This window comes from Mediterraneibacter sp. NSJ-151 (genome assembly GCF_022487435.1).
Taxonomy (GTDB): domain Bacteria; phylum Bacillota; class Clostridia; order Lachnospirales; family Lachnospiraceae; genus Schaedlerella; species Schaedlerella hominis.
The window spans coordinates 19,651-45,988 of the sequence record NZ_JAKVPP010000017.1 but is presented as its reverse complement, the minus strand read 5'-3'; the positions used below and the strand labels follow the sequence as shown (position 1 = coordinate 45,988).

The window sequence follows — 26,338 nt, the reverse complement described above, 5'->3', positions numbered from 1 at the left end:
AAATGGAGAAACCAATGTCAATAAAACTGGAACATATAAATTATATTTACAATCCAGGTGATGCATATGAAAGACATGCATTGAAGGATATTAATTTGGAAATCCCACAGGGGCAGTTTGTAGGAATTATCGGACATACGGGTTCAGGAAAATCTACATTGATCCAGCATTTAAACGGATTGATCAAAGCAACTTCAGGACAGCTATATTATGAGGGTAAAAACATTTATGAAGCCGGTTATAATATGCGAACGCTTAGAACACAGGTCGGACTTGTATTTCAGTATCCAGAGCACCAGTTGTTTGAAGTAGATGTACTGACAGATGTTTGTTTTGGACCAAAAAATCAGGGATTGTCAGAAGAAGATTGTATGAAGCGTGCAAAGGAAGCACTGGAGCTTGTACAATTTCCTGAAAAATATTATCGTCAGTCACCATTTGAATTGTCGGGAGGACAAAAGCGAAGAGTGGCGATTGCCGGAGTTCTAGCTATGAAACCGAAAGTTCTTGTGCTGGATGAACCAACCGCAGGACTGGACCCGCAAGGAAGGGATGATATCCTGGATCAGATAGCAAGACTTCATAAAGAAACAGATATGACAGTAATTCTTGTATCTCATAGTATGGAAGATATTGCCCGTTACGTGGACAGAATTATTGTAATGAATCATGGAGAGAAGATGTTTGATGGGGAGCCGAAGGCTGTATTTGCACATTATAAAGAGCTGGAACAGATTGGACTTGCAGCTCCGCAGGTGACGTATATTATGCATGACTTAAAAGAAAGAGGGCTGGATGTGCGTACAGATGCCACAACAGTCGAAGAGGCAGCAGACGAGATAATGAGGTGTTATCATGATTAGAGATATTACAATAGGACAGTATTACCCTGCACAAAGTCTGGTTCATCGACTGGATCCAAGGGTGAAGATTATTTGTACGCTGATATTTTTAGTATCGTTGTTTGTACAGAACAGTCTGCTGGGCTATGCAGTTGCAACCATATTTTTAATGATTGTAATCAAAGCAAGCCAAGTTCCGCTCAAATTTATGCTCAAAGGCTTGAAGGCAATCGTTATTTTATTGTTATTTACGGTTGTGATGAATTTATTTTTGACAAAAGGCGGAGAGACACTGGTACATTTCTGGATTTTTACAATTACAGAACAAGGGCTTAGAGTGTCCGTGTTTATGGCAATCCGTTTGATTTATCTGATTGTCGGATCTTCACTTATGACACTGACGACAACACCAAATTCCCTGACAGATGGGATTGAAAGCGTATTAAAACCGCTTAATAAAATAAATGTTCCGGTTCATGAGATTGCGATGATGATGTCAATTGCACTTCGTTTTATTCCAATCCTTTTGGAAGAAACAGATAAGATCATGAAGGCACAGATCGCCCGTGGTGCGGACTTGGAGAGTGGAAATATCATTCAGAAAACAAAAGCAATGGTTCCGATTTTAGTGCCGTTGTTTGTTTCTGCATTTAGAAGAGCAAATGACCTTGCAATGGCAATGGAAGCGAGATGTTACTGCGGTGGTGAAGGCAGAACGAAGATGAAGCCATTGATTTATGAAAAAAGAGATTATCTGGCATATACATTTTCGATTTTTTATCTTGTAGTTGTTATCATTGTGGGACATTTCATTCCATTTAAAGTATGGATCTTTTAAAAATGGAGTATAAGTAGTGAGAAGAATAAAATTAACAGTTGCCTATGACGGCACCGATTATTGTGGCTGGCAGATACAGCCAAACGGAATTACGATTGAAGAGGTATTGAACAAAAAACTGTCAAAACTGACAGGAGAAAACATTGTTATCATTGGTGCGAGCCGGACCGATTCCGGAGTGCATGCGATGGGAAATGTGGCGGTGTTTGATACTAAATCGCCGATTCCGCCGGAACGATTTTCTTATGCGTTAAATCAAAAACTTCCGGATGATATCGTGATAGTAAAATCAGAAGAAGTACCATCCAACTGGCATCCGAGATATCAGGATCATATTGTGAAAACGTATGAATATCATATTTTGAATACAGAGGTTCCAGATCCTACAAAGAGACATAACACATATTTTGTTTCTTATAAGTTGGACGTTGCGAAAATGCGTGAAGCGGCAGAATATTTGCTTGGCGAACATGATTTTGCAAGCTTTTGCAATATTAGGACAAATGTGGAAGATACGGTCAGAACAATTTACGAATTGGAAGTTTTGGAGTCAGAATGTGCTTATGCGAGAAATGGGCATGCGGCCGGACGAGAGCTGACAATCCGAATTAAGGGAAATGGTTTTCTATATAATATGGTTCGGATTATTGTCGGGACGCTTCTGCGTGTTGGACGTGGGTTCTATACGCCAGAGCAGGTGAAAGAGATTCTGGAGGCGAAAGATAGACAGGCAGCAGGTGTGACAGCACCGCCGCAGGGGCTGATGCTGATGCAGATTGAATATGAAAAATAAAAAACAAAGCTATTTTTAGGAAATTAAATCCCTTTTTGAAACGAGGGCTTGACAGAATTATTGGTATACGTTACTATAAGCAACAGAGATGATAAAGGCATAGAAGAGAACAAGTAATAGCGATGAGTGAAAACAGAAAGCTGCCGGGTGATGAGAGGCGCATGATACGATTAGCTATGAATACATCTCGGAGCTGCGCACCGAACGGATAACAAGTAGGCTGCGACGGACTGGCAGACGTTAACATGCTAAGGCAATGATAGTTGCTGTTGAGGCAGCAGATGTGAATCTGTTGTGAATAAAGGTGGTACCACGAGAATAATACTCGTCCTTACAATTAGTTAATTGTAAGGACGTTTTTTGTTGTGAACACTTAGCGAGGTTCTATCGAGCTTAGTGAGAACACACACCTCGACACTTGGTGAGGTTCTATCGAACCTAGTGACGATGGTGTTACATTGTTGTGAACACTTAGCGATGGATTGTCGTAGAAACGCAGAAACACACTTACAAAAATATAATATAAAAAAGGAGAACACAAACATGACACTTTACGAAGAATTACAAGCACGTGGCCTGATCGCACAGGTGACAGACGAAGCACTGATTTCTGATTTGATCAACAACGGAAAGGCAACATTTTACATCGGATTTGATCCGACAGCAGATAGCTTACACGTAGGACATTTCATGGCATTATGTCTGATGAAACGTCTGCAGATGGCAGGAAACAAACCAATCGCATTGATTGGTGGCGGTACAGCTATGATCGGTGATCCATCAGGAAGATCTGATATGCGTCAGATGATGACACCGGAGCAGATTCAGCATAACTGTGACTGTTTCAAAGAACAGATGAGTAAATTCATTGATTTCTCAGAAGGTAAGGCATTGATGGTAAATAATGCTGACTGGCTGATGGATTTGAATTACATCGAAGTACTCCGTGAAGTAGGTGCACATTTCAGCGTAAACCGTATGCTTTCACACGAGTGTTACAAACAGCGTATGGAAAGAGGTCTTACATTCCTTGAATTTAACTACATGATCATGCAGAGCTACGATTTTTATGAGTTATTCCAGAATTACGGATGTAACCTACAGTTCGGTGGAGATGACCAGTGGGCGAACATGCTTGGCGGTACAGAGTTGATTCGTCGTAAACTTGGTAAAGATGCAAGTGCTATGACAATCACACTGCTTCTGAACTCAGAAGGTAAAAAGATGGGAAAAACACAGTCAGGTGCTGTTTGGCTTGATCCAAACAAAACATCTCCATTTGATTTCTACCAGTATTGGAGAAATGTAGCGGATGCTGATGTACTTAAATGTATCCGTATGTTGACATTCCTTCCATTAGAGCAGATCGATGAAATGGATTCATGGGAAGGAAGCCAGTTGAACAAAGCAAAAGAAATTCTTGCATTTGAATTAACAAAACTTGTTCATGGTGAAGAAGAAGCAGTTCGTGCACAGGAAAGTGCCCGTGCTTTGTTCAGCCAGGGAAATGCAGCTGATATGCCAACAGCAGAATTAACAGAAGAAGATTTGACAGAAGGAACAATTGATATTCTTACATTGCTTGCTAAGAGTGGACTTGTATCTTCAAAATCAGAAGCAAGACGTGCTGTACAGCAGGGTGGAGTTGCAGTAGATGGTGAGAAAGTGACAGATATCTATGCGACAATTGAAAAAGATAAATTTGCAGGAGAAGGAATTGTCCTGAAAAAGGGAAAGAAAAACTTCCGTAAAGTAGTTGTGAAATAGAACTAGTGCCATTCGGGGCAGGACAACGGGGACGGGAGGCCATTGGTCTCCCTTAGTTCATCTTCAAATACTGAATACTATAAGCCGGCATATTGAGTAATCCTGACAGGTTTCCGGTTTCACCTGTGATCAATTCAGTATAATCTCCATTCAACTCACCATTTCCGGCAGTAAAGTCACAATCCCCGGCGTTGATTGCAACAAGAACCCGTTCGCTGTCGCTGCGGCGTTCAAAGACAAGCTGGTGATTTGTAAGAACGACATTGCGGTATCCACCATTACAAAGTGCATCGCTTTCACGGCGGATTACAATGAGCTTTTCAATAAGCTCAGTCAATTCATTTGGTTTCGGAGCATCGAAACATGGACGAAGTGCATAATCATTATCCGGAGCTTTGACACCTTCTTCGCCCCATTCACTTCCATAGTAGATACATGGAATGCCAGGCATACCAAATAAAATGCCATAAGTCAGTGGTAAATGATTCTTGTTTGTGAGAATGCTGGCAATACGAGTAACATCGTGGTTGTCAACAAAGTTCATAAGATGCTTTCCTCGATAAATACACCACTGTTCAGGGCCGTACTGACGATTCAGTGAATGTGCAATCTCAAACATGTTCATGCTGTTAAAACTAGAGTAAATGCCTTTATAACATTCATAGTTTGTACAACTGTGAAGCATCTCGTCATTTACAATAATATTGTAATCACCAAAGAGTACTTCTCCAATCAATGCGAATCCTGGTTTTAATTCTTCGCAGAAATGACGCAAACGACGCATGAAATTGTGATCCAGACTATAAGCAACATCGAGACGTAGTCCGTCAATATCGAATTCATCAATCCAGAAACGAACACAGTCTAACAGATAATCTACGACTGCAGGATTCTGTAAGTTTAATTTTACCAGTTCAAAATGTCCTTCCCATCCTTCATACCAGAAGCCATCATTATAACAGCTGTTTCCGTCAAAGCTGATGTGGAACCAGTCTTTATAAGGAGAATCCCATTTTTTCTCCTGTACATCCTGAAATGCCCAGAAGCCGCGTCCGACATGGTTAAATACGCCATCCAGCATAATCTTTACATGATGCTCATGAAGTGTCTGACAAACTTCTTTAAAATCATCGTTTGTTCCGAGACGACAGTCTATTTTTTTAAAGTCGCGAGTATCATAACCATGGTTATCAGATTCGAATATAGGATTTAAAATAATAGAACCGATACCTAATGTCTCAAGGTATTCGCTCCATTCACCAATCTTCTTGATCCTCGGAACAGTCACCCCATCATTATGCACCGGTGCACCGCAAAATCCAATCGGATATATTTGATAAAAAGTTTCATTATAAGCCCACATAAAAAACACCTCTTCCTGTTGTTAAAAATCTAGTAAAAATCCTTTTTATTATAACATAAATTAGTAAAAAGTAATAAAAAATATAGAGAAAATTTAAAAAATATGATTTTTCAGTGAAAGGCTTCGGCTTGACATTTCCTAAAGGAAAGGGCAAAATAAAATGCATGAAAAAGAGTTATAAAATTGGAATAAGGAAGGCGAAAAAATCATGAATTTTGGAAATATTGGAACAATGATGAAATTACAGTCAGCATTAAAAACATTTAATGCAAATCACCCAAGAGTAATGCCGTTTTTTAAAGCCGTTGGAGCAGAAGGTGTTAAAGAAGGCATGGTTATTGAAATGACAGTGCGCACACCGGAAGGAAAAAGCATGACAAGTAATATTAAAGTGCAGCAGTCAGATCTGGAATTGATCGAGACATTGAAAAATTTAAATATGAATGAATAAGGAAGAAAGACATGAAACGGAATGTTGAGTTGAGTGAGATTTCAGATGGAAGACTATATACAGCAAATGATATGGTAAAAGCAGACTGCTTTGACTGTCAGGGGTGTTCGGCGTGCTGCCATGGGATGGGAACTTCCATAGTATTAGATCCGATGGATATCTGGCGCCTGCAAAGAGGGATTGGATTGGATTTTGCGGCACTCATGGAGAAATATATTGAGCTCAATGTAGTGGACGGTATGATTCTGCCTAATTTAAAATTAGCAGGACAGACAGAGGCATGTGCATTTTTAAATGCCGAAGGACGTTGCAGAGTACATGAATTTCGTCCGGGAATTTGCAGATTATTTCCATTGGGCCGCTATTACGAAGAGGAAGGATTCAAATATTTTTTACAAATTTATGAATGCAAAAAAGAAAATCGCGGCAAAGTAAAGATAAAAAAATGGCTGGGGATTCCAAATCTGTCAGCATATGAGAAATACATAGCAGACTGGCACCGGTTTTTGCTGGATTGTGAAGCAGGAATACAGACTTTGGATGAAGAGAATACAAGAATTTTAAATCTATATGTTTTGAAGATGTTTTACCAGACAGCATATGAGAGTGAAGAATTCTATGGAGAATTTTATGAAAGGCTTCAGCAAGTGAAAAATGCACTTGGAATTTAAGTGAAAATGAAACAAGTGAAAATATATCAGTTGGATGTTACAAAATTCGAAGATCCGCAGTGCTTTCAGAAACATTATGCGATGCTTTCAAAGGGCAGGCAGAAGAAAATCGATGCATATCGGGTGGACAATGCGAAAAGATTATCTCTTGGAGCAGGCGTTTTGCTGGAGCGGGGGCTGCGAGAATATAATATTTGTGAGCGTGATGTGAAAATTAAAACAGGGGAGAATGGAAAGCCCTATCTGGAAGAATATCCAGAGATTCATTTTAATTTATCACATTCCGGAAATATGGTTTTTGCAGTATTTTCAGACCGGGAAGTAGGGTGTGATATCGAAGAAATCGGGAAACCGCAAGAAAAATTGGCGGAACGCTTTTTTTGTCCGGAGGAATATGAGCATTTGATGAAAATAGAGGATGAACATAAACGATGTGAAGAATTTTATCGTTTGTGGACATTAAAAGAAAGTTTTATGAAAGTGACAGGTCTTGGAATGAAGTTGCCATTGGATTCGTTTTGCTTTCAATTGGGAGAACGTGTTGAGATAAGACAACATATAAACAAAGAAGAATATGATTTTCAAGAGTTGGAAATAACAGATAAAAAAGGAACAAAATATAAAGCAGCAATATGTTTATGCGTAAAGAAATGAAGTGTAAAAAATGAGACAACATAAGTGGAGAACAGGAAGAATATTAGGAATAGTAATGGCGGCAGCTATGCTAGGCGGTATCGCTACACCGATTTGTGCGGTGGCGGAAGAATCAGAAGCAGTTGAAATGCAGGATGGTGAAATGCAAGATTCAGACGCTTTAGATTTAGAAACTCAAGATCCGGTAACACAGGAGTTAGAAGGACAAGATGTTGAAATACAGGATGATGGTATTTTAGAGTATGTCGCTTTGGGAGACAGTATTTCAAATGGATATAGTGCAGATCCAGAATCAGAGATTATTAGTTATCCGCAATTGATTGCACATGATTTGGAAGAAATGGCGGGAGAAGATGTTGAGCTGTCAAAAGATACAAAGAACGGATTGACAACAACGAAGCTGAATTCTGTTATTTTGAAAAGAAAACAAGTGCAGGAGTCTTTACAAAAAGCTGATTTTGTGACGGTGACGATTGGGGCAAATGATCTTATGAATCAGTTTAAAAAGGTATCAAAAGAAATTTTGAACAATAATACCAGGTTTTCAACGGCAAATCAGGCCTTAGCGGCGTTGCAAGACGGAATTAAGGCAAATCCGCTGCTGCTTGTAAAAGTAGTCAGCGCAATCAGCAATTGGGATTACACCTCATTTGAAGACGATTGGAAGCTTACAATGGAAAATATTGATTCGATGCGACCGGCAAATAGCGAGATGATAGTTACAACAATCTACAATCCGGTAGAAAGTATGGAGCTTCCCGGAACATTGAACAGTATTGTTGAAGGTCTGATTTCAAAGATGAATGATATCATTGTATCTTACGCTGATGATTATGATTATAAGGTAGTGGAGCTGTTGGATTCCGGTATAGGAGAAAAAGTGCAGTCAGATGGACTTCATCCAAACCAGGAAGGGCAACAGCTGATATGTGATTTGATGGAAGAAACTGCAACCTCAGAGCCATTTGAGGCAATAAGAGAATACCGGGAAGAACAGGAACGGGAGAAACAGGAAGCTTTGGAAGCAGCAAAACGTCAGAAGGAGCAGGAAGAAGCAGAAAAGAAAGCTCTGGAAGAAAAAAAAGAGAGAAGAAAGACAGTGGTAAGCTGTGCATCGCTCGCGGTTGCAGTTGGTCTTATGGCATTATTGCGTAAGAAAACAGAAAAAGAAGAAAGAAATAAACAGAGTGGTAAAAAGTGATACGTGACAAAGAGAAAAGGCGGGTATTGAAGTGAGAAAAAAAGAATTGGCGGCAGAGGTAATCGCGCGTTTAAAAAAAGAATATCCGGATGCAGGGTGTACATTGGATTATGATGATGCATGGAAACTACTTGTTAGTGTGCGCCTGGCTGCACAATGTACGGATGCAAGAGTAAATGTGGTTGTGGAAGGATTATTTGAAAAATATCCAAGTGTAAATGCATTGGCGGAGGCGGATGTAGAGGACATTGAAGCGATAGTGCGTCCGTGTGGTCTTGGAAAGAGTAAGGCAAGAGATATTAGTGCCTGCATGAAGATGATAAAAGAAGAATATGGTGGAAAAGTCCCGGATGATTTTGATGAACTGTTGAAACTTCCGGGAGTTGGAAGAAAAAGTGCAAATCTGATCATGGGAGATGTGTACGGAAAACCGGCAATTGTGACAGACACACATTGCATTCGTCTGACAAATCGTATTGGATTAGTTGACGGCATAAAGGAACCAAAGAAAGTAGAGATGGCATTATGGAAAATCATTCCGCCGGAAGAAGGAAGTGATTTCTGTCACAGACTCGTATATCATGGGAGGGAAGTCTGCACAGCACGAACAAAACCACATTGTGATAAATGTTGTCTCGAAGATATTTGCAAGAAAAAAGGTGTTTAAGATTTCGGAATAGTTAGATGAGACAGTTTGGTATAAAGGACACGTTAAATTTAATAGAAGGGCGAATTAAAAGGAAATGAAAGCAGTAAACGAAAAAGACATTGAAATAACAAAAGAATTATTTGAGTTTATAGAAAAAAGTCCAACTGCATTTCATGCTGTAGAACAGATGAAAAACAGATTGGATAAAGAAGGCTATCAGCAATTGCTGGAAGGGAAAAAATGGGAATTACAGAGCAAAGAAAAATATTATGTAATTCGAAATGGTTCAGCAATCATTGCATTTCGCATACCAGAAATAAAACCACAGGGGTTTCAGATTATGGCAAGCCATAGCGATTCACCAACATTTCGTATTAAAGAAAATCCGGAGATGAAGGTGGAACAGGCATATGTGAAATTGAACGTAGAAAAATATGGCGGGATGCTCTGTGCACCATGGTTTGACAGACCGCTGTCGGTTGCCGGCCGAGTAATCATAAAGGAAGGAAACAGGCTTGTGAGCAAGCTGGTTTCTATAGACCGCGATCTTTTGATGATTCCAAATCTCGCAATTCATATGAATCGTGATGCAAATAACAACTATCAATATAATGTACAGAAAGATATGCTGCCATTGTTTTCAATGTCAGGTGAAGAGGGTGAATTTGCACAGATGATCGCGGATGAAGCAGGGGTAGAAAAAGAGCAAATCATAGGCAATGATTTGTATTTGTACAACCGCCAGAACGGAAGTATATGGGGTGCAAATCAGGAATTTTTATCAATTGGACGACTGGATGACTTACAGTGTGCATTTGCTTCGTTAAAAGGATTTTTGCAGGCAGAGACAAAGAACAGTATACCGGTTCATTGTGTCTATGATAATGAAGAAGTCGGAAGCGAAACAAAGCAAGGAGCAGCATCTACATTTTTATATGATACGTTGTATAGAATCAATGAGAGCCTGGAAGGAAATGACAGCGACTACCACAGATTACTTGCATCAAGTTTTATGGTGTCAGCAGATAATGCACATGCCGTACATCCAAATTATGCAGATAAAGCCTGCCCGACAAACCATCCGTTGTTAAACGAAGGTGTTGTGATTAAAATCAGTGCAAATCAAAAATATACAACAGACGGAATGGCATTTGCTGTATTTAAACAAATCTGTGAAAAGGCAAATGTTCCGACACAGGTTTTCCATAATCGTTCAGATATACTGGGAGGTTCTACGCTTGGAAATATTTCCGGTAATCAGGTGGCTGTGAACAGTGTTGATATCGGACTTCCACAGCTGGCAATGCATTCACCATATGAGACTGCGGGAATAAAAGATACCGGATACCTTGTAGAGGCGGCAAAAACATTTTTTGAAACATCGTGTGTAGAGACGGAATATGGAGTGTACGAGCTGCAATAATGTAGGGAAATGAACGGAGATTTGATGTTCGAAGAAGAACATTTTTCAACAGAGGATAACATAGAGGTTAGGATAAAATGTTATATACAAGACCGGATTATTATAAAGAATTTACATGTACAGCTGAACAATGCGAAGATACTTGCTGTGCCGGCTGGCAGATTGTAATTGATTCTGCATCGATGAAAAAATATCGAGGCGAAAAAAGTGCGTACAAAAAGAAACTTCACCATTCCATACACTGGCTTCAAAAAACATTTAAACAAGATAAAGAAAAAAGATGTGCTTTTTTAACAGAAGAAAATTTGTGCGATATGTATTTGAATCTTGGAGAAAAAAGTCTATGCAGGACATGCAGACAGTATCCAAGACATATGGAAGAATTTGAAAATGTAAGAGAGGCATCCCTGTCACTTTCCTGTCCGGAAGTCGCAAAGTTGCTGCTTTCAAGAAAAGAAAAGGTGAAATTTCAATATCGTGAAACAGAAGAAGAGGAAGAATGGGACGATTTTTCACCATTTCTCTATTCCCAGCTAGTGGATGCCAGAGAGCTGATGATCGAGTTGCTGCAGAATCGAAAATTGCCGATTGAAAATAGAATCGTTTTATGCCTTGGGATGGCTTATGATATGCAAAATCGCATTGATGCAGATGAGTTGTTCGGCTGCGGAGATGTAATTGAAAATTATCGCAAGCAGGCATATTTTTCATCGGCTGGCAGAAAAGTTGATAGATATAGAAAAAATATAAAAGCACAATATCAGTTTGCACATAGAGTGATAGAAGATTTATATCAATTGGAGCTTTTGAAAGAAGAGTGGGATATGCTTCTTCAAGAGGCACAAGTCCGCCTGTTTGGAAAAGGGGAAGATGTGTATGCAGAGATTATGGATGAATTTAGCGAGTGGATTCAGACAGAGTATCAGTGGGACTGGAACATTCAGTGCGAACAATTGATGGTGTATTTTATTTACACATATTTTTGTGGAGCTGTTTATGATGAACGCATTTTGGTAAATGCAGAGATGGCGGTGGCAGCAGTCAGTGTTATCTGGAATTTGATGGCGGCAACCTGGCTGAAAAATGAAAAGCAGCTTGATCTGGAAGATGTGTGCAGTATTGCGTATCGATATTCAAGAGAGTTAGAGCACTCAGATGAGAACTTGAAACGATATTGGAATATATTAGATGAAGAAAAATTGTTATTCAGGTAGTGGGAATAGGAGAAAGCGTTGCTGGTCACAGGTACTGTGAACAGTAACGTTTGTTGTGAATAAGGGTAAGAAAATAAAAAATATATATTGACAAACAAGGGTTTACATAATATAATAGTACAGCATGAAAAAAGGAGAAACAGCATACACCAAAGCCCCGGAGTAGGCTGATTTCATATAAAAAAAGTAAAAAAACGATGTTATATGATGATTATTAGTAGGAGGAATACCCATGAAAACTTATATGGCTAACCCAGACAAGATTGAAAGAAAATGGTATGTGGTTGACGCTGAAGGTCAGACATTAGGACGTATGGCTTCAGAAATCGCAAAAGTGTTAAGAGGTAAAAACAAACCAGAATACACACCACACGTTGATACAGGTGATTATGTAGTAGTTGTTAATGCAGAGAAAGTTAAAGTTTCAGGAAAGAAACTTCAGCAGAAAATCTATTACAACCACTCTGATTATGTAGGAGGAATGAAAGAGACTACATTAGCAGAGATGATGGCTAAGAAACCTGAAAAAGTTATCGAACTCGCTGTTAAAGGAATGCTTCCAAAAGGACCTATGGGAAGAGACATGATTAAGAAACTTCACGTATATGCTGGACCAGAGCACAAACAGCAGGCTCAGAAACCAGAAGTATTGACATTTTAATGAGAGGTTGAAAGGAGGACATTACAGTGGCTAATACAAAATATTATGGAACAGGAAGAAGAAAAAAATCTATCGCAAGAGTTTACCTTGTACCTGGAACAGGAAAAATTACAATTAATAAAAGAGATATCGACGAGTATTTAGGACTGGAGACACTGAAAGTAGTTGTTCGTCAGCCACTCGTTGCTACAGGAACAGTTGATAAATTTGACGTAATCGTTAACGTTCACGGTGGTGGATACACAGGACAGGCTGGAGCTATCCGTCATGGTATCTCTAGAGCACTTCTTGAGGCTGATGCTGAGTACAGACCAGTTCTTAAGAAAGCTGGATACTTAACACGTGACCCACGTATGAAAGAACGTAAGAAATACGGTCTCAAAGGAGCTCGTAGAGCACCTCAGTTCAGCAAACGTTAATTTCGGTTCACAAAGAGATAATCGTTTGGGACGAGAAAATGTATACAAAACCTCAGAAACCTTGTGTTTCTGGGGTTTTTCTTTACCCTCGAATCTTTATGGGAGTCCAGAAACGTGGTGGAAATTTGTGGATATGTAGCAAGTATGCAGCACGTATGCATCAAAAATCACAGCAACTATGTGGTCAGATGCTCCTTTCCATTCTCTCTTTCTCCCACAATTTTGTTTATGGCATCGATCAGAACCCGGACATCAAGATGTGTGTAGACACGTTCTGTAAGCGTCATAGCTCCAGAATGTCCAACAATCTTCTTGATGGTAGTTTCATCAATGCTGTGTTCTTTCATCATGGAGATTGTAGTGTGGCGTGTACAGTGTGGCGACCATTTAATTCCAATCTGTTCCATGATTGTGGTGTAATAACTGTCTTTGTAGTTTCGATAAAGGAAGTGTTTCCCGTCAGGTGTGCTTAAGAGATATTCGCATTCCGGATGACGGTCATACCATTCTTGATAGAAAGGTAAAAGTGTATCTGGAATTGGAACTTTTCGAAGTCCGTTTTCGGTTTTGCTGGCGATGACATCGAAATACTGTTCTTCCAGATGGACGTTTTCTTTCTTGAGATCCAGAAATTCGCTGATTCGGCAACCATTGTAGAGAAGCATCAGAACAATTTGATAGTATGGATCATCTTTCATTGTCCATACTCGTTCGACTTCTTCTTTACTGAACTTGTTCCGGTCATGTTTGTTTGGGTTGCAATCCTTATACTTTGCAACATCGACATATGTCGAGTAATCTTTGTTACAGATATCGTATTTCAAAGCATATGCATACAACTGATTGAACAATACCTTAATCTTTTTCAATGTTGGATAATTCTTGCCGCAATCATCAATTACAAACTGCAGATCTGCCAACTTAATGTCCTTAAATACCTTGTTGTAGAGATAGCTGCAAGCTCTGTAGGATGCATTGTATCCTTTTACATTGCTTTCTGATATGGTAGGAAACTTTGTTTTCGACCATTCTTCAAATACTTCTTCAAAGGTCATCTTGGCAGCCTTTGCATCGAATGGATTATTATTATAATCAGCCAGCATTTTCAAGCCTTCTGCCTTTGTAGGAGCATAACCTATAATGATATATTTTTGTTTCTTTGTCCCTTTTTCCGGATCGAGTTCGTATCCGTCTGTTTTTCTGACAACCCAGGGATTTCTTCTTCTCCCTGACATCTTGGTAACACTTCCATAACCATTCGGTAATTTCATATAATTTAGCCTCCTTTTTGTCGCATATAGCAACTTTTAAGAGCCTAAATTCCAAACTGTTCATCTAGTAAAGCATTTCTTTTTTTAATACGTTCATCCTCTGTAAGTTCCTCAACTTCTTTTTCGGAAAGAGTAGTGTTGGCATAATAGGCGAGCGTTTTATCTTTCCAATTCTGGTACGCCTGTGCTGTTTGAGCATAGGAAGCATATTCTTCTCGTTTTTCATTAAATGCTTCCAGAAACAGGCACATATCGGCATTTTCAGAAGCAGTGGTATCTTTGCCATTGAATGTAATAGAACATTCCCAACCATCGTGATTTGGTGGACGTTTTACATCAATGGAAAAACCTAATTCATTCAACTGATCTAAATGGAAGAGAAACTGCATCACATCTGCCATATTTGTGATGGTTTTTGCTTCAGCCTGATATCCAATGAGATAAGTTGAGGTGGTGTCCAGTACTTTGGCAATATCGTTGATCACACCGATCGATACTTCAATCTCTCCACTTTCATATTTCTGGATTGTACGAAGAGATTTACCAAGCTTTGTTACAGAAGATGAGAGAGGAGAGTGAACGTCCATGGCAATTAATAAGATTATTACTAAGCCGCCAAAAAGCCACAGCGGATTAAAAAATTGTTTAGCATATGTGCTACGATTCGATAAGACAGAACAAACGCTGACAGCAATCACAGGTACATATCATCATAAGGAATTAAATGCCAATTTTGCTTATCAATCATTTTTGCAGGAAAAGAGAATCTGGCATAAGGATAAAGGACGGATGTGTTCACATAGTATCATTTCTTGGCACAAGGATGAAAAGATTACACAAGAAGAAGCCTTTGCCTTTGGTCAGGAATTTGCAGAAAAATGGTTTGCTGGATTTCAAACGGTCATTGCCGTTCATCAGGATCGGGATCACATTCACTGTCATCTGGTAACAAATTCCGTCAGCTATGAAGATGGGAGAAAATATCACACTTCAAAAAAAGACTTAGAGCGGATGAAGCTTATGACAAATGAAATGTGCAAGGAGCGGAATCTGACGGTAGCGGAAAAGGGTAAACATTTTGATGGTACACCGATGGAAACCGGAGAGGTAACTACCTGGAATCAGGACAAGTACCAGATGTTTAAAAATGATGCAAAGAAAAGTTACTTATGGGATTGTGCGATGGCAGTGGTGAATGCCATGAAGCAATGTATAAGCAGAGATCAATTTATAGAGAGGATGAAGCTATCCGGATGGAATGTTCATTGGAAAGATTCCAGAAATCATATTACTTTTGAAAACAAAGATGGTAAAAAAGTGAGAGATTCTAATCTGTTCAAAACATTCCATCTGGATGTAAGAAAGGAGGGGCTGGAACGTGAATTTATTCGACAGCGAGAAAACACCGAATTGTCAGAGCAAGAACTTGAGCAGTACTACAGAGAACTCGAAGATATTGATGCAGGAAATGTCACAAAAGCTCAGAGAGAGCTTGTGTTTGAATCAGGAGCTATCAGAAGTGAATCACAATCTGCAAGAAGAACTTCGGAAAGTTCTAACAGATCTGTCCGATATAACGAGGCTCAATCAACAACTGAGCATCGAGAACGACAACTTGCGGAACAGAGGAGGCTGGACGCTGAGAGAGCAACAAGAGAAGCTCGAAAGAGAAATCGCAGACGTTCGGGTCCAGAACTCTAGGCTGAACAGACTGGTAAATATGTCGAACGTAACTGCATACGAAAAGATGAGAAGAGAAAGAGATGATGCTTTGAATCAGGTGGCAGAAGAAAGACAGAAAACTTTCATGGCAAAAAAGAATTTCAGAGAGGAAATTAATAAGGTAAACAAAAAAACAAACGATAAAGTTCTAGATATGAAAAATAGAATGCAATTCTGGCAAATAGTTTCTATTGGAACTTTGATTGTGGGATTTTTAATTGGATGGATACTGTAAAATATTGCATTGTAAAAAATGTTAGCGTCACCCGGTCATTTTTGACCGGGTTCATTATATGAAAAGACTTGTAAAATATTTTCTTTTTTTGTGCACTGAATAATCACAAAATTGAGATTCTTTCTTTTTTTCCAATACCCAGGAAAAGTCTGTGGTACAATATTGAAAGGTATCATTGCTATGCAGAGATTTCTTTGTGAGAATCTGTATTGGAGGAATTAGGATATGCAGAATATATTAGTTGTAGAAGATGATTATGATTTGAATCAGGCAATCTGTTATTCTTTGAAAAAGTCAGGATATGGAGTTTATGGTGTGACTTTTATGGAGAAAGGAAAGCAGATTTTTATTGAGAATCAGATAGATATGGTCCTTCTGGATGTGAATCTTCCAGATGGCGAGGGCTTCTTTTTTTGCCAGTGGGTAAAAAAGCAAAGAGAAGTTCCGGTCATTTACCTGACAGCCAGGGATATGGAGGAGGATGCTCTGGAAGGATATGAATCCGGGGCAGAAGATTACGTTACAAAACCATTTTCAATGAAGATTTTACTTAGAAAAATAGAAGTCATTTTAAAAAGAACTGCTTCGGTCAATCGTCTGATTTTTGCAGATGAGTATTTATATATAGATTTGGATCATGCACGAGTAACGGTAAAAGGTCAGGAATGCCCCGTCACACCGACAGAGTGCCGTCTGCTTCGTCAATTTCTTATGAACCGGGGACAGCTTCTGACTTATGATCTGTTATTGGAGCGGCTGTGGGACAGTGGAGGACAGTTTGTGGACAAGCACGCACTGGCAGTAAATGTGAATCGTCTGAGAGGAAAGGTTGAAGATAAGAATCACAGGTATATTTCAAATGTATATGGGATGGGATATCAATGGATTGGCTGATATATATCATGATGATAATTTTATTTGCAGCAGTACTGATATTGTTATGGAAAAACTACCGGATAAAAAGAGAAGCGAAGTTGTTTGCTGAAAAGGTGGAAGATGCTCTGGATGCTATCGTAACAGGAAAAGAATGGAATATGGAAGAAGAATTGGAGGATAGCCTCTGGGGAAGAACAGGAACACAATTAGTGAAAGCCGGGCACGTATTTCGGAAAAAAGAAGAAGACGGTTTTCGTGAGAAAGAAAGAGTAAAGGGATTGATTTCTGATATATCCCATCAGACAAGGACGCCCATTGCCAATATTAAACTATACCTGGAACTTCTTGAGGACGAGGAGTTTTCGCAAAGCGGTCAGGAGTTTTTGGGAAAAATCAAAGGGCAGATGGAAAAAATTGATTTTTTAATGCAGAGCATGGTAAAAATGTCAAGGCTTGAAACGGGAATTCTGCAAATACATAAGGAAGACAAAAATCTATACGAAACAATCCGCCACGCAGTTGCCGGTGTGGTTCCGGGGGCGGCGCTGAAGGGTATTGATCTATATGTGAACTGCGAAGAAAATATGATAATCCGTCATGACAGCAAATGGACGGAGGAAGCAATTTATAATATTCTGGATAATGCACTCAAGTATACCGAACCAGGTGGAAAGATCCATATTCAGACAGAAAGACAGGAATTATTTTTTAAGATCAGCATTTCCGATACTGGAAAAGGGATTGTCCCGGAGAGGCAGGCAGAGATCTTTACAAGATTTTACCGTGAGCCGGAGGTTCATGATAAACCAGGGGTTGGGATCGGATTATATCTTGCAAGAACAATCATGGAACTTCAGAAGGGCTACATAGAAGTACAGTCTGAAGTGGGAAAAGGAGCGTGTTTTCGCCTGTATTTACCGGTGATTAAATCGTAACATAACCGATCGGGGATTGTCACAATCTTGTGATAATTAAAAATTGAGACAGGTTTGTGATTTTTAGGAGATATTCTATAGAATATCAAAAGAAGGAGGCAAACCAATGAAAGAATACATTGTAGAGACAAGAAGCTTAAAAAAATACTATCAAATGGGTGAAAATACGGTAAAGGCATTGGATGGCGTAGATTTTCGTGTGAAAGATCAGGAATTCGTTGCTATTATTGGAAAAAGCGGATCCGGAAAAAGTACACTTTTGCATATGCTGGGTGGACTGGATGTGCCAACAGAAGGGGAAGTGTTGGTAGAGGGTAAGTGTCTTTTGGGGCTGAAAAAAGAACAGCTTGCCATATTCCGCAGAAGAAAGATCGGGTTTATTTTTCAAAATTATAATCTTGTCCCGGATCTTAATGTATATGAGAATGTTATTCTTCCGGTGGAACTGGATGGGAGAAAGGTTGATGTGGAGTATGTGGATAGGATACTGGAACTTTTAGGGTTGTCAGAGAAGAGGGAAGCTCTTCCTGGAACATTATCTGGTGGACAGCAGCAGAGGGCTGCAATTGCCAGGGCGCTTGCGGCGAAGCCAGCCATTATTCTGGCTGATGAACCGACGGGAAATCTGGATTCGGTTACCAGCCATGATGTACTCGGACTTTTGAAAATGGCAGCAAGACAGTTCAGCCAGACCTTGATCTTGATCACTCATGACAGAGACATTGCACAGCTTGCAGATCGTATCGTACATATTGAGGACGGAAAGATTGTAGGAGATACCAGGAAGGGAAGTGATTTCTATGCTTAAGAATCCTAATCAGAAAGTAATCAAAAGGATGGCACGGAATGCTTTAAAAGTAAACAGGAGAAAGACCATTACTTTGTTCCTTGCGGTTCTTCTTTCTTCCTTTTTGGTATTCACAATATTCACAGTTGGAGATTCTTATTTTAGACTTCAGAAAATTCAGAACATCCGTATGTCAGGAGCTGAATTTGATGCAATCATGTATGGAGTGACGGATGAACAGAGGCAAATGTGTGAGAACAACCCGGATATTATTCTGACAGGTATGGTAGGAGTCTGTGGATGGGTAGAAAAAACAGATCAGGATTCCACACCTAATGTGGGGCTGATCTGGGCAGATGATGGATATTGGACACAGATGATGGAGCCGGTCAGAGAAAAGTTGGAAGGAAGATATCCGACAGCTTTGGATGAGATAATGGTAACAAAATCCGCTTTAAAAGAATGTGGTTACGAAGATCTTGATGTAGGCGATACCCTTGCTATGTCTTATGGAACACATGAGGGAATCTTTACAGGGACTTTTCGAATCTGTGGGATCTGGGACGGATATGGACCCAAGAAGCAGTTTTATGTCTCGAAAGCATTCTATGATCAATCGGGATGGAAGCTTTCTCAGGCAGCTTCCGGTCGTTACTTTATGGATTTTAAGCAGAAAATAATGACAAAAACAAAGCAGAATGCTTTTATCGAAAGTATGGACCTTGGAAAGCAGCAGAATCTTTTCTTCATGGAAGATCTTGGCGCATCGGTTCAGATATTGGCAGGCCTTATTGGCTTGATTGCAGTTACCTGTTTGTGTGCGTATCTGCTTATTTATAATATTATGTATCTTTCCGTAGCTGGAAAAGTTCATTATTATGGTCTGCTTCAGACGGTCGGAATGACTGAAAAGCAGATAAAAAGGATGATGAAGGAACAGATGATTCTGATCGGATCTGCAGGGACAGTACTTGGATGTTTGTCAGGGGGTCTGGTATCCTTTTTCCTGATTCCTGTTGTAGTAAAATCACTTGGAATCAAAAGTGGTTATGTAGGAGCAGATATGGTTCGTTTTCATCCGGTAGTTCTGCTGGCAACCATCTTACTGGTTGGAGTTACCATCTTTCTGGCCAGCCGAAAACCGGCAAAAATGGCAGCAGATATCTCTCCAATAGAAGCGCTTGGTTATCGTCCGACCCACAAAACCGTAAAAGTAAGAAGAGCAGGAAAGGGGAAAGTAATAGCAAGACTTTCCATGGAGCAGTTTACAAAGGATAAGAAAAGAACTGCGGTGGTACTGTTGTCCTTGGCAGCCAGTCTGTCTGTGTACCTTTGTATTGTGACCATGCTGGACAGTCAGGCAGCAAGAACCATAGTGTCAAATTATATGGATACGGATATGGTTATTAAAAATGATACGGCATGCAAAGAAAAATCAGAAGACAGAAGAGATATTCTGGATGAATCTTTCGTGAAGTCAATCAAAGAAAATGCCGGAGTCTCTGAAGTAAATTCTATAATATTTGCCGAGATTACAGTTCCATGGGAACCGGATTTTGCTGAGATGTGGATGAAAGAATTTTATGCAAAGTGGATGAGCATTCCATATCGTAAGGAAAAGGACAAGTATCAGAATCATCCTGAGAATTTTGGATCCTCTTTGATTGGAATTGATGAACAGGAATTTGATTATTTAAATAACAGTCTTGCGCATCCGATCAATAAAGAGGACTTCCTTTCGGGAAAAGCATGTATTGTTTATCGAAATGGTTTGGATCTCTCAGATGCTGATATAATAGGAAAAAATGTGACCTGTGCTTTGTATGAAAATCAACAAATGACAAAAACTTTTACCATAGAAGGAGTTACGGACGAGAATTATTATACGGCACTCCTTGGATACCCACCGACGATTATAGCCAGTGATCAGGTGGTGAAAACATTTGTCAATAATCCAATTACACTAAAGACCAGCATAAAATATCACAAAGAATATGATAGGGATGCAGAGCAAGAAATCCTGGCGTTATTAGAAGAAAATGACAATGCAAAAGACTTTTCCTGGGAATCCAAAATCGAAGACGTAGATGAGATTGAAAAAGCACAGGGCAATATGCCGCAAGTGGGAATCGGGATTGTGTTGATTCTGGCTTTTATCGGAATCATGAACTACATGAACACCTTTGTAGTAAATGTGCAGAGCCGGATGACGGAACTTTCGGTTATGGAGAGTATCGGGATGACCCCGAAGCAGCTTCTTGGAATGCTGGTCAGGGAAGGAGTTCTCTATGCAGGCGGCGCATGGCTTGTTACGCTAACAGTAGGAATGGGAGTAACGTATCTTCTTTATGAATCAATGAATTATCGGGGGATTGCGTTTTCAGTACCATTACTTCCACTTTTATTTGCATTGGGAATCAGTTTGCTGGTTTGTACTATGGTTCCAGTGCTTACCTGGATCGTTTTGGAAAAGAATGGAACTGTTGTTGAGAGGATTAAGGGAGTTGAGTGATTTTGGAGCAACGCACCATAATGGTGACACCATAATTTAAGGTGGTGCTTGATGTTGTTTTGGTTTTAGGTGATACTATAATCACATCTGCAGATGATAAAATCAAAATGAAAGGAGCAGATTTGATATGGTCGAATTTGGCGAACAACTAAGAAGAGCAAGAGAAGGTAAGGGAATGACTCAACAATCTCTTGCAGAGCAATTATACGTAACAAGGCAGTCTGTTTCCAGATGGGAATGTGGTGTTTCCCAAACAAAAAGATATTAAGAAACAGCCCATGTTTACCTGCTTGCAAACAAAAGAATATTGCTACTAGACTAAGAGATACTACATAAGTGTGTTGGTATCTCTTTTTTGTTGCCGTGAAACAGCAGACTATTTCATTTCTGCTTGATTACCTTAAAACTTATTAGTCTATGGTTTGTCAAGGGCTTGTTGCGTGAGAAATGCTGAATATCACCCTTTACAAAACATAGGCTGATAAGTAACTTTTCAAAAGCAGAAAAGAAATGGCAATGCTTATAACAATATGATATAATGCAGATGAAGACAAAAAAGGAATTTGTCGAGCTGGTTAGTTCGAGATAATTTTGAGTTTGTTAAGATGTGGTGCACTTGATGGAATCACAGGTACGACATCATATTATGGAGGATGAAATAGATGATAGGTTTGATTGTTGCGAGGTCAAAGAATAATGTTATAGGCAAGAATGGTAATATACCATGGAAAATAAAGGGAGAACAAAAGCAATTTAGAGAGTTAACAACGGGTAATGTGGTTATTATGGGGCGAAAGTCTTATGAAGAAATCGGTCATCCGTTGCCTAATAGAATGAATATTGTTGTTTCCACCACAACAGAGTATCAAGGAGATAATTTAGTTTCAGTTAAATCATTAGAAGATGCATTATTATTGGCTAAAGGACGAGATGTATACATATCTGGTGGATATGGACTATTTAAGGAAGCTTTGCAAATAGTAGATAAAATGTATATCACAGAAGTAGATTTAAATATTGAAGATGGAGATACATTCTTTCCAGAATTTGATATCAATGATTTTGAAGTTTTGATAGGGGAAACACTTGGTGAGGAAGTGAAATATACGAGAACATTTTATGTAAGGAAAAAATGAATTGAGTAAATTTTGGATTTAGGGTGTTTTCATAAATATATTGCTTTTTATGCATATATAAATTGTTGTAAGACAAATTCCAGTTTGTATGGGGCGATAAAATCAGAATTTGAGAGAGGATTGAATATGAATAAGGAATGGTCTGAACTTAATAAAACAATGCAGGCACAAATAAAAAAGAAAGATACTTATAAGAGGGGTATTGATACTTTACTTACTTTACGAAGTCAGTTAATACAAACCTTAGTATCTTTCAAAGAAGAATTATGCAGAGAAGATTTTAACTCAATCCCCTTCATAAACGCTGATGGTTATCATAGTAAGACGATTGCTTATTCTATTTGGCATATTTTCCGCATTGAAGATATAGTTGTGCATACAGTGATAAATGAAGATGAACAAGTATTTTTTGCAGGCAATTATCAAGAGCGTATCAATTCACCTATCATTACAACAGGAAATGAACTCATGAAACAGCAGATTGCAGACTTTTCAAAACAGCTTAATCTGGAAGAATTATATTTATATATTTTCGAAGTATGGGAAAGCACTGAGAAAATGCTTGAACGGTTATCTTATGATGAATTGAAAAGAAAAATACCGAAAGAAAGAAAAGGATACTTAGAATCGTTGAATGTAGTAAACGACAATGAAAAAGCAATTTGGCTGATTGATTATTGGTGTAATAAAGATATTTGTGGACTAATTCAAATGCCGTTTTCAAGACATTGGATTATGCACACAGAAGCCTGTTTGCGTATAAAGAACAAGATACATTCATAGGCAAAAATTTCAGTTTGTAGAACTAAGGAAATTGGAATTTAAGGAGGAATAAAGTATGGTTAGTGATTTTATAAGAGCAGCATTTCCATGGATTTTAATGGGTTTATTTGTAGCAATCAGTTGTTCCCTTATGAGTAAAAAAGAGAAATAAATTCCTGTTTGTATTTATAAAAGAGAAAAAATGAGAAAAGTAGTTTTATTTATTGCCATGAGCCTTGACGGATATATTGCGGACGGTAATGGTGGAGTAGCTTGGCTAAATGGTCATGGAAATGACAATGAAAACATCGACACTTATACAGAATTTACCAAAGATATAGATACTGTCTTAATGGGGTGGAATACTTCTCATCAGGTTGTTACTGAACTTTCTCCGCAAGAATGGGTATATAATAAATTTACAACTTATGTATTAACACATAAAGAGTGCAATTCTTCCCAACAAATTCATTTTACAAGTGAAAATCCTGTTTTATTATTGGAACGGCTAAAACAAGAAGCAGGAAAGGATATTTGGATTTGTGGCGGAGCAAATCTTGTTCAGCAGTTGGTAAGCAAAAATATGATTGATAAATATTACATTTCTGTTATTCCTACTCTGTTAGGAAATGGGGTTCGTCTTTTGGGCAACATAGACAGGGAAATAAAGTTAAGGCTTTGTAAAACACAGACTTATAACGGAATAACCGATTTGATTTATATGCGTAGATAACTAGAGAGAAACAGAAAAGCTGTTAAACCGACGGAGCGATCCGACCACGTTGGCGGGAAAATCCTTAAGATTTTTCCGCCATGCTTGCAAGGGGGCGGTTCGCTTCGGCGGTTCGGCGAGCTTGCGAGCCGTTCAAAGCCCCCGTTATCTAACAGGGGGGTACTATTACAAAAGACAAGAGCAAAAACAAATACAAAACTGCTGATATGCAACGATTTATAAGGTTATAAGAACTTATTTCACTTCACACCCTATTTTTTCTACCCGACAGGTCTAAAACAGCATATCAATAGAAAATAAATATAAGATACAAGGTGTATGCTCCTATGAGTATATGCCTTTTTTTGATTGGAGGAATAAAGCATGAATGATATAAAATTTATTGAAACATTAAAGCAAAAGAGAAATGCCTGTGATTACTCGCAATCACGACTGGCACAGGAACTACAAATCAGCAGGCAGAACTTAAATGAAATTGAAAACGGAAAAACAAAAGCCAGTAAAGAAATGAAACATATACTTTTGCATTATCTTGATTATTGTAATTGTACTCAGCCTTTCACTTTAACGATTGACTATCTGCGTGTTCGTTTTCCTACCACAGACGCATTGGAAATTATAAAAAATATACTGGCAATGAAGAGCGAATATTTTATCCATGAAGATTATGGAATGTATGGTTATGAAGAACAGTATGTCTATGGGGATATTAGTGTAAATGCTTCTAAAGATAGTTCTATGGGTGTTTTATTGGAATTAAGAGGTATGGGGTGTCGGAACTTGGAATATGTTTTACAGGCAAGAGGGATAGACTGGTATTGCTTTTTAAGCTGTTGTATAGATTATCAAGGTGTTTTTAAACGCATAGATTTGGCAGTCAATGATATGGGTGGATTGCTGGATATAGAAATTCTAAGAGAACGCTATTATGCCAACAAGGTATGGAAACGTTCAAGAACCCATGAAGCAGTAGACAGCGGAAAATTATCGGGTACAAATGGAGATACTGCAAAAACTTTTTATATCGGTTCAAAGAATAGTTCTATCTACTTTTGCCTATATGAAAAAGAAAAGGAACAAAAAAGCAAAGGCATAAAAACAGACATTAAGAACCGCTTTGAAATTCGTTTGAAAAATGAAAAAGCAGGACAAACGATAGAACAATTTGTTTTTTCAAGAAATCCCGAACAGACCATAGCGAACCTTATTCTCACACAGATAGATTTTCCCGATTATATTTTATGGGATATATTTTTAGATAATGTAATGACTTCACTTCCATTTGTTATGACACCTGTCGCAGTCAATATGGATAAAACAAAACGCTGGTTAGAAAGACAGGTAATGCCCTCTTTATTGATGATAAAAGAGATTGAAAAGAAAACAGGGGCAAATTATCTGGAAGAAATCGACAGACATACAAGACTAACAGAAAAGCAGGAATTAAAAATCAAACAAATGACAACAGACATAGCAGATATGATTGAGAAAGATACCGCTGTTCCACAAGGGAATGACGGTATTTTTTAATTTCTTCAAAAAATCTGCAACAAAACGGTTACTTGCGTACAGATATGGTGCAAGGAAAGGAAATCTGACTTTTTTTGAAAACAGGTCATTAAATCGGTGGTTGCTGTCCCTATATGATGTGAAAGAAGAAACGATTTTCAATTTCAACTTAACAATCCGTAGTTTCCGTTCCCTATATGGAGCAAAGAAAATCTTTCATTCCATAGTTGGTAGTAATAGTGTTGCATGGGTAGTTAGGGTGTGAAAAGAAAATCAGATTTTTTCATCACCAACTTAGCAGAATGACACTTTCTTTCCCTATATGGTGCAGGAAAAGAGAAAAGTTTTGAAGATTGGTTACGCTTCTGCTCTTTTCCAACGCGGTATATTAGGAAAGACGATTTTCTTCTTTCATGTTCTTTGACAACTGAATAAAGCAATTTAATACGTTTGACAGACAGCGAGCCGTTGAAACAGATACGCCATGACCTTTTCCCTGCTAAAGTGAGCGAGCCTTATCTGTGTTCCTGTAAGAAACTTGTCCTTTCCTACCGCCATGACCTGTCCTGTCTGATAATGATACTCCCGTACAGCCACAGCTTGAGCGTTCAGAGCGTCGCACGCAATGGGTACGGCTACATAAGAACTATGCAGAGGTGGAACTCCTGTGGGCTATGACAAAAGCCGTTGAATTGCTTAGAAAAGATTTTTACAGAAAGGGGGTATGTGTTATTGCTGATATTGTAAAAACAAGGCAGGAAAAGACAGATAATAAGCGTGGCATTGGCAACAGAGGAAAAACAAAGATTGTTGTAAAAGAGCATTTTTCCGAAAAGGGAAAGACAATGGAAGAACTTCTGACGGATGTTATGCTGGAAAAAGCAAAGCAGACAATCGCATAAAATCGGTGCAGT

At 38.8% G+C, this 26,338-nt stretch carries 27 protein-coding genes, 1 pseudogene and 1 other annotated feature; of the genes and pseudogenes, 25 read left to right on the top strand and 3 right to left on the bottom strand.

All coding sequences use genetic code 11. From position 1 onward, the window contains the following. Nucleotides 1-14 precede the first annotated feature (14 nt). The 4 genes from LQE94_RS14465 to tyrS all read left to right on the top strand — a co-directional run bounded on the left by LQE94_RS14465 (nucleotide 15) and on the right by tyrS (nucleotide 4,240). Entirely contained in the window at nucleotides 15-863 is an 849-nt protein-coding gene (locus LQE94_RS14465) for an energy-coupling factor transporter ATPase (RefSeq protein WP_117990923.1), read from the top strand. Further along, nucleotides 856-1,680: an energy-coupling factor transporter transmembrane component T family protein gene (locus LQE94_RS14460; protein ID WP_240578024.1), complete on the top strand. Its 825-nt coding sequence runs from the start codon at nucleotides 856-858 to the stop codon at nucleotides 1,678-1,680. The genes LQE94_RS14465 and LQE94_RS14460 overlap by 8 nt, the downstream gene beginning before the upstream one ends. 16 nt (nucleotides 1,681-1,696) lie before the next feature. Beyond that, on the top strand, nucleotides 1,697-2,473 hold the full coding sequence (truA, locus tag LQE94_RS14455; RefSeq protein ID WP_240578023.1) for a tRNA pseudouridine(38-40) synthase TruA: 777 nt from the start codon (nucleotides 1,697-1,699) through the stop codon (nucleotides 2,471-2,473). Nucleotides 2,474-2,564: 91 nt separating this feature from the next. Further along, nucleotides 2,565-2,809: a binding site (T-box leader), on the top strand. 207 nt (nucleotides 2,810-3,016) lie between these two features. Continuing rightward, complete coding sequence (gene tyrS / locus LQE94_RS14450; RefSeq protein WP_121056896.1) at nucleotides 3,017-4,240, top strand: tyrosine--tRNA ligase; 1,224 nt, start codon at nucleotides 3,017-3,019, stop codon at nucleotides 4,238-4,240. Between the two features lie 52 nt (nucleotides 4,241-4,292). On the opposite strand, the gene LQE94_RS14445 is transcribed toward tyrS, so the two are convergent. Next, nucleotides 4,293-5,603, bottom strand: coding sequence for an alpha-amylase family glycosyl hydrolase (locus LQE94_RS14445; protein WP_240578022.1), 1,311 nt, complete (start codon nucleotides 5,601-5,603; stop codon nucleotides 4,293-4,295). 208 nt (nucleotides 5,604-5,811) lie between these two features. Between LQE94_RS14445 and LQE94_RS14440 the strand changes: the two genes are divergently transcribed. From LQE94_RS14440 to rpsI, 9 genes are all read left to right on the top strand, one after another. Beyond that, nucleotides 5,812-6,054, top strand: coding sequence for a hypothetical protein (locus LQE94_RS14440; RefSeq protein ID WP_022076332.1), 243 nt, complete (start codon nucleotides 5,812-5,814; stop codon nucleotides 6,052-6,054). A gap of 11 nt (nucleotides 6,055-6,065) precedes the next feature. Then, nucleotides 6,066-6,725, top strand: coding sequence for a YkgJ family cysteine cluster protein (locus LQE94_RS14435; protein ID WP_240578021.1), 660 nt, complete (start codon nucleotides 6,066-6,068; stop codon nucleotides 6,723-6,725). A gap of 6 nt (nucleotides 6,726-6,731) precedes the next feature. Then, nucleotides 6,732-7,379, top strand: coding sequence for a 4'-phosphopantetheinyl transferase family protein (locus LQE94_RS14430; RefSeq protein ID WP_240578020.1), 648 nt, complete (start codon nucleotides 6,732-6,734; stop codon nucleotides 7,377-7,379). A gap of 10 nt (nucleotides 7,380-7,389) precedes the next feature. Then, the gene (locus LQE94_RS14425) at nucleotides 7,390-8,580 is read left to right on the top strand and encodes an SGNH/GDSL hydrolase family protein (RefSeq protein ID WP_240578019.1); all 1,191 of its coding nucleotides are present in this window, start codon (nucleotides 7,390-7,392) and stop codon (nucleotides 8,578-8,580) included. Between the two features lie 31 nt (nucleotides 8,581-8,611). Continuing rightward, nucleotides 8,612-9,247 (top strand): endonuclease III domain-containing protein, encoded by a 636-nt coding sequence (locus LQE94_RS14420; protein ID WP_022076328.1) that lies wholly within the window; start codon nucleotides 8,612-8,614, stop codon nucleotides 9,245-9,247. 76 nt (nucleotides 9,248-9,323) lie between these two features. Beyond that, nucleotides 9,324-10,652 carry a M18 family aminopeptidase gene (locus tag LQE94_RS14415; protein ID WP_240578018.1) on the top strand — a complete coding sequence of 443 codons (1,329 nt, stop codon included), beginning with the start codon at nucleotides 9,324-9,326 and terminating at the stop codon, nucleotides 10,650-10,652. A 77-nt stretch (nucleotides 10,653-10,729) separates the two neighbouring features. Further along, nucleotides 10,730-11,866 carry a flagellin lysine-N-methylase gene (fliB, locus tag LQE94_RS14410; RefSeq protein ID WP_240578017.1) on the top strand — a complete coding sequence of 379 codons (1,137 nt, stop codon included), beginning with the start codon at nucleotides 10,730-10,732 and terminating at the stop codon, nucleotides 11,864-11,866. Nucleotides 11,867-12,098: 232 nt separating this feature from the next. Next, nucleotides 12,099-12,527, top strand: coding sequence for a 50S ribosomal protein L13 (gene rplM / locus LQE94_RS14405; protein WP_022076325.1), 429 nt, complete (start codon nucleotides 12,099-12,101; stop codon nucleotides 12,525-12,527). Between the two features lie 26 nt (nucleotides 12,528-12,553). Further along, nucleotides 12,554-12,946: a 30S ribosomal protein S9 gene (gene rpsI, locus LQE94_RS14400; protein ID WP_022076324.1), complete on the top strand. Its 393-nt coding sequence runs from the start codon at nucleotides 12,554-12,556 to the stop codon at nucleotides 12,944-12,946. 176 nt (nucleotides 12,947-13,122) lie between these two features. Here the strand turns inward: rpsI and LQE94_RS14395 are convergent, their stop codons facing one another. Together LQE94_RS14395 and LQE94_RS14390 are read right to left on the bottom strand one after the other, a co-directional pair. Next, nucleotides 13,123-14,217 carry a tyrosine-type recombinase/integrase gene (locus tag LQE94_RS14395; RefSeq protein WP_240578016.1) on the bottom strand — a complete coding sequence of 365 codons (1,095 nt, stop codon included), beginning with the start codon at nucleotides 14,215-14,217 and terminating at the stop codon, nucleotides 13,123-13,125. Between the two features lie 44 nt (nucleotides 14,218-14,261). Further along, entirely contained in the window at nucleotides 14,262-14,804 is a 543-nt protein-coding gene (locus tag LQE94_RS14390; RefSeq protein WP_240578015.1) for a helix-turn-helix domain-containing protein, read from the bottom strand. On the opposite strand from LQE94_RS14390, the gene LQE94_RS14385 reads away from it, so the two are divergent. The 12 genes and pseudogenes from LQE94_RS14385 to LQE94_RS14330 all read left to right on the top strand — a co-directional run bounded on the left by LQE94_RS14385 (nucleotide 14,803) and on the right by LQE94_RS14330 (nucleotide 26,326). Further along, nucleotides 14,803-15,918, top strand: coding sequence for a relaxase/mobilization nuclease domain-containing protein (locus tag LQE94_RS14385; protein WP_240578014.1), 1,116 nt, complete (start codon nucleotides 14,803-14,805; stop codon nucleotides 15,916-15,918). The genes LQE94_RS14390 and LQE94_RS14385 overlap by 2 nt on opposite strands. A gap of 19 nt (nucleotides 15,919-15,937) precedes the next feature. Then, a complete protein-coding gene (locus tag LQE94_RS14380) occupies nucleotides 15,938-16,174 on the top strand; it encodes a hypothetical protein (protein ID WP_240578013.1) in 237 nt (78 codons plus the stop codon). A 225-nt stretch (nucleotides 16,175-16,399) separates the two neighbouring features. Beyond that, a complete protein-coding gene (locus LQE94_RS14375) occupies nucleotides 16,400-17,068 on the top strand; it encodes a response regulator transcription factor (RefSeq protein ID WP_240578012.1) in 669 nt (222 codons plus the stop codon). Then, nucleotides 17,056-17,985 (top strand): sensor histidine kinase, encoded by a 930-nt coding sequence (locus LQE94_RS14370; protein WP_240578011.1) that lies wholly within the window; start codon nucleotides 17,056-17,058, stop codon nucleotides 17,983-17,985. The genes LQE94_RS14375 and LQE94_RS14370 overlap by 13 nt, the downstream gene beginning before the upstream one ends. A gap of 106 nt (nucleotides 17,986-18,091) precedes the next feature. Next, nucleotides 18,092-18,793 (top strand): ABC transporter ATP-binding protein, encoded by a 702-nt coding sequence (locus LQE94_RS14365; RefSeq protein WP_240578010.1) that lies wholly within the window; start codon nucleotides 18,092-18,094, stop codon nucleotides 18,791-18,793. After that, nucleotides 18,786-21,284: an ABC transporter permease gene (locus tag LQE94_RS14360; protein WP_240578009.1), complete on the top strand. Its 2,499-nt coding sequence runs from the start codon at nucleotides 18,786-18,788 to the stop codon at nucleotides 21,282-21,284. The genes LQE94_RS14365 and LQE94_RS14360 overlap by 8 nt, the downstream gene beginning before the upstream one ends. Before the next feature lie 127 nt (nucleotides 21,285-21,411). Then, nucleotides 21,412-21,552 (top strand): helix-turn-helix transcriptional regulator, encoded by a 141-nt coding sequence (locus LQE94_RS14355; protein WP_240578008.1) that lies wholly within the window; start codon nucleotides 21,412-21,414, stop codon nucleotides 21,550-21,552. A 394-nt stretch (nucleotides 21,553-21,946) separates the two neighbouring features. Next, nucleotides 21,947-22,442: pseudogene (dfrF, locus tag LQE94_RS14350) on the top strand (trimethoprim-resistant dihydrofolate reductase DfrF). 104 nt (nucleotides 22,443-22,546) lie between these two features. Then, on the top strand, nucleotides 22,547-23,203 hold the full coding sequence (locus tag LQE94_RS14345) for a hypothetical protein (RefSeq protein WP_002303420.1): 657 nt from the start codon (nucleotides 22,547-22,549) through the stop codon (nucleotides 23,201-23,203). A gap of 181 nt (nucleotides 23,204-23,384) precedes the next feature. Further along, entirely contained in the window at nucleotides 23,385-23,915 is a 531-nt protein-coding gene (locus tag LQE94_RS14340) for a dihydrofolate reductase family protein (protein ID WP_002303421.1), read from the top strand. 363 nt (nucleotides 23,916-24,278) lie between these two features. After that, nucleotides 24,279-25,445, top strand: a complete 1,167-nt coding sequence (locus LQE94_RS14335) for an XRE family transcriptional regulator (protein WP_004614023.1) — start codon at nucleotides 24,279-24,281, stop codon at nucleotides 25,443-25,445. A gap of 653 nt (nucleotides 25,446-26,098) precedes the next feature. After that, on the top strand, nucleotides 26,099-26,326 hold the full coding sequence (locus tag LQE94_RS14330) for a hypothetical protein (RefSeq protein ID WP_042741427.1): 228 nt from the start codon (nucleotides 26,099-26,101) through the stop codon (nucleotides 26,324-26,326). The last annotated feature ends 12 nt before the right edge of the window (nucleotides 26,327-26,338 follow it).

Excerpts from the sequence above, each read along its gene's own strand:
- tyrS (WP_121056896.1), top strand. The coding sequence starts at position 3,017 with ATGACACTTTACGAAGAATTACAAGCACGTGGCCTGATCGCACAGGTG.
- LQE94_RS14435 (WP_240578021.1), top strand. The coding sequence starts at position 6,066 with ATGAAACGGAATGTTGAGTTGAGTGAGATTTCAGATGGAAGACTATAT.
- LQE94_RS14380 (WP_240578013.1), top strand. The coding sequence starts at position 15,938 with ATGTCGAACGTAACTGCATACGAAAAGATGAGAAGAGAAAGAGATGAT.
- LQE94_RS14395 (WP_240578016.1), bottom strand. The coding sequence starts at position 14,217 with ATGAAATTACCGAATGGTTATGGAAGTGTTACCAAGATGTCAGGGAGA.
- LQE94_RS14335 (WP_004614023.1), top strand. The coding sequence starts at position 24,279 with ATGAATGATATAAAATTTATTGAAACATTAAAGCAAAAGAGAAATGCC.
- LQE94_RS14375 (WP_240578012.1), top strand. The coding sequence starts at position 16,400 with ATGCAGAATATATTAGTTGTAGAAGATGATTATGATTTGAATCAGGCA.
- LQE94_RS14355 (WP_240578008.1), top strand. The coding sequence starts at position 21,412 with ATGGTCGAATTTGGCGAACAACTAAGAAGAGCAAGAGAAGGTAAGGGA.
- LQE94_RS14360 (WP_240578009.1), top strand. The coding sequence starts at position 18,786 with ATGCTTAAGAATCCTAATCAGAAAGTAATCAAAAGGATGGCACGGAAT.
- LQE94_RS14460 (WP_240578024.1), top strand. The coding sequence starts at position 856 with ATGATTAGAGATATTACAATAGGACAGTATTACCCTGCACAAAGTCTG.
- LQE94_RS14330 (WP_042741427.1), top strand. The coding sequence starts at position 26,099 with ATGACAAAAGCCGTTGAATTGCTTAGAAAAGATTTTTACAGAAAGGGG.
- LQE94_RS14465 (WP_117990923.1), top strand. The coding sequence starts at position 15 with ATGTCAATAAAACTGGAACATATAAATTATATTTACAATCCAGGTGAT.
- LQE94_RS14390 (WP_240578015.1), bottom strand. The coding sequence starts at position 14,804 with ATGGACGTTCACTCTCCTCTCTCATCTTCTGTAACAAAGCTTGGTAAA.
- rplM (WP_022076325.1), top strand. The coding sequence starts at position 12,099 with ATGAAAACTTATATGGCTAACCCAGACAAGATTGAAAGAAAATGGTAT.
- LQE94_RS14445 (WP_240578022.1), bottom strand. The coding sequence starts at position 5,603 with ATGTGGGCTTATAATGAAACTTTTTATCAAATATATCCGATTGGATTT.
- LQE94_RS14415 (WP_240578018.1), top strand. The coding sequence starts at position 9,324 with ATGAAAGCAGTAAACGAAAAAGACATTGAAATAACAAAAGAATTATTT.
- LQE94_RS14340 (WP_002303421.1), top strand. The coding sequence starts at position 23,385 with ATGAGAAAAGTAGTTTTATTTATTGCCATGAGCCTTGACGGATATATT.
- LQE94_RS14385 (WP_240578014.1), top strand. The coding sequence starts at position 14,803 with ATGGCAATTAATAAGATTATTACTAAGCCGCCAAAAAGCCACAGCGGA.
- LQE94_RS14440 (WP_022076332.1), top strand. The coding sequence starts at position 5,812 with ATGAATTTTGGAAATATTGGAACAATGATGAAATTACAGTCAGCATTA.
- LQE94_RS14430 (WP_240578020.1), top strand. The coding sequence starts at position 6,732 with ATGAAACAAGTGAAAATATATCAGTTGGATGTTACAAAATTCGAAGAT.
- fliB (WP_240578017.1), top strand. The coding sequence starts at position 10,730 with ATGTTATATACAAGACCGGATTATTATAAAGAATTTACATGTACAGCT.
- LQE94_RS14365 (WP_240578010.1), top strand. The coding sequence starts at position 18,092 with ATGAAAGAATACATTGTAGAGACAAGAAGCTTAAAAAAATACTATCAA.
- LQE94_RS14345 (WP_002303420.1), top strand. The coding sequence starts at position 22,547 with ATGAATAAGGAATGGTCTGAACTTAATAAAACAATGCAGGCACAAATA.
- LQE94_RS14425 (WP_240578019.1), top strand. The coding sequence starts at position 7,390 with ATGAGACAACATAAGTGGAGAACAGGAAGAATATTAGGAATAGTAATG.
- LQE94_RS14370 (WP_240578011.1), top strand. The coding sequence starts at position 17,056 with ATGGATTGGCTGATATATATCATGATGATAATTTTATTTGCAGCAGTA.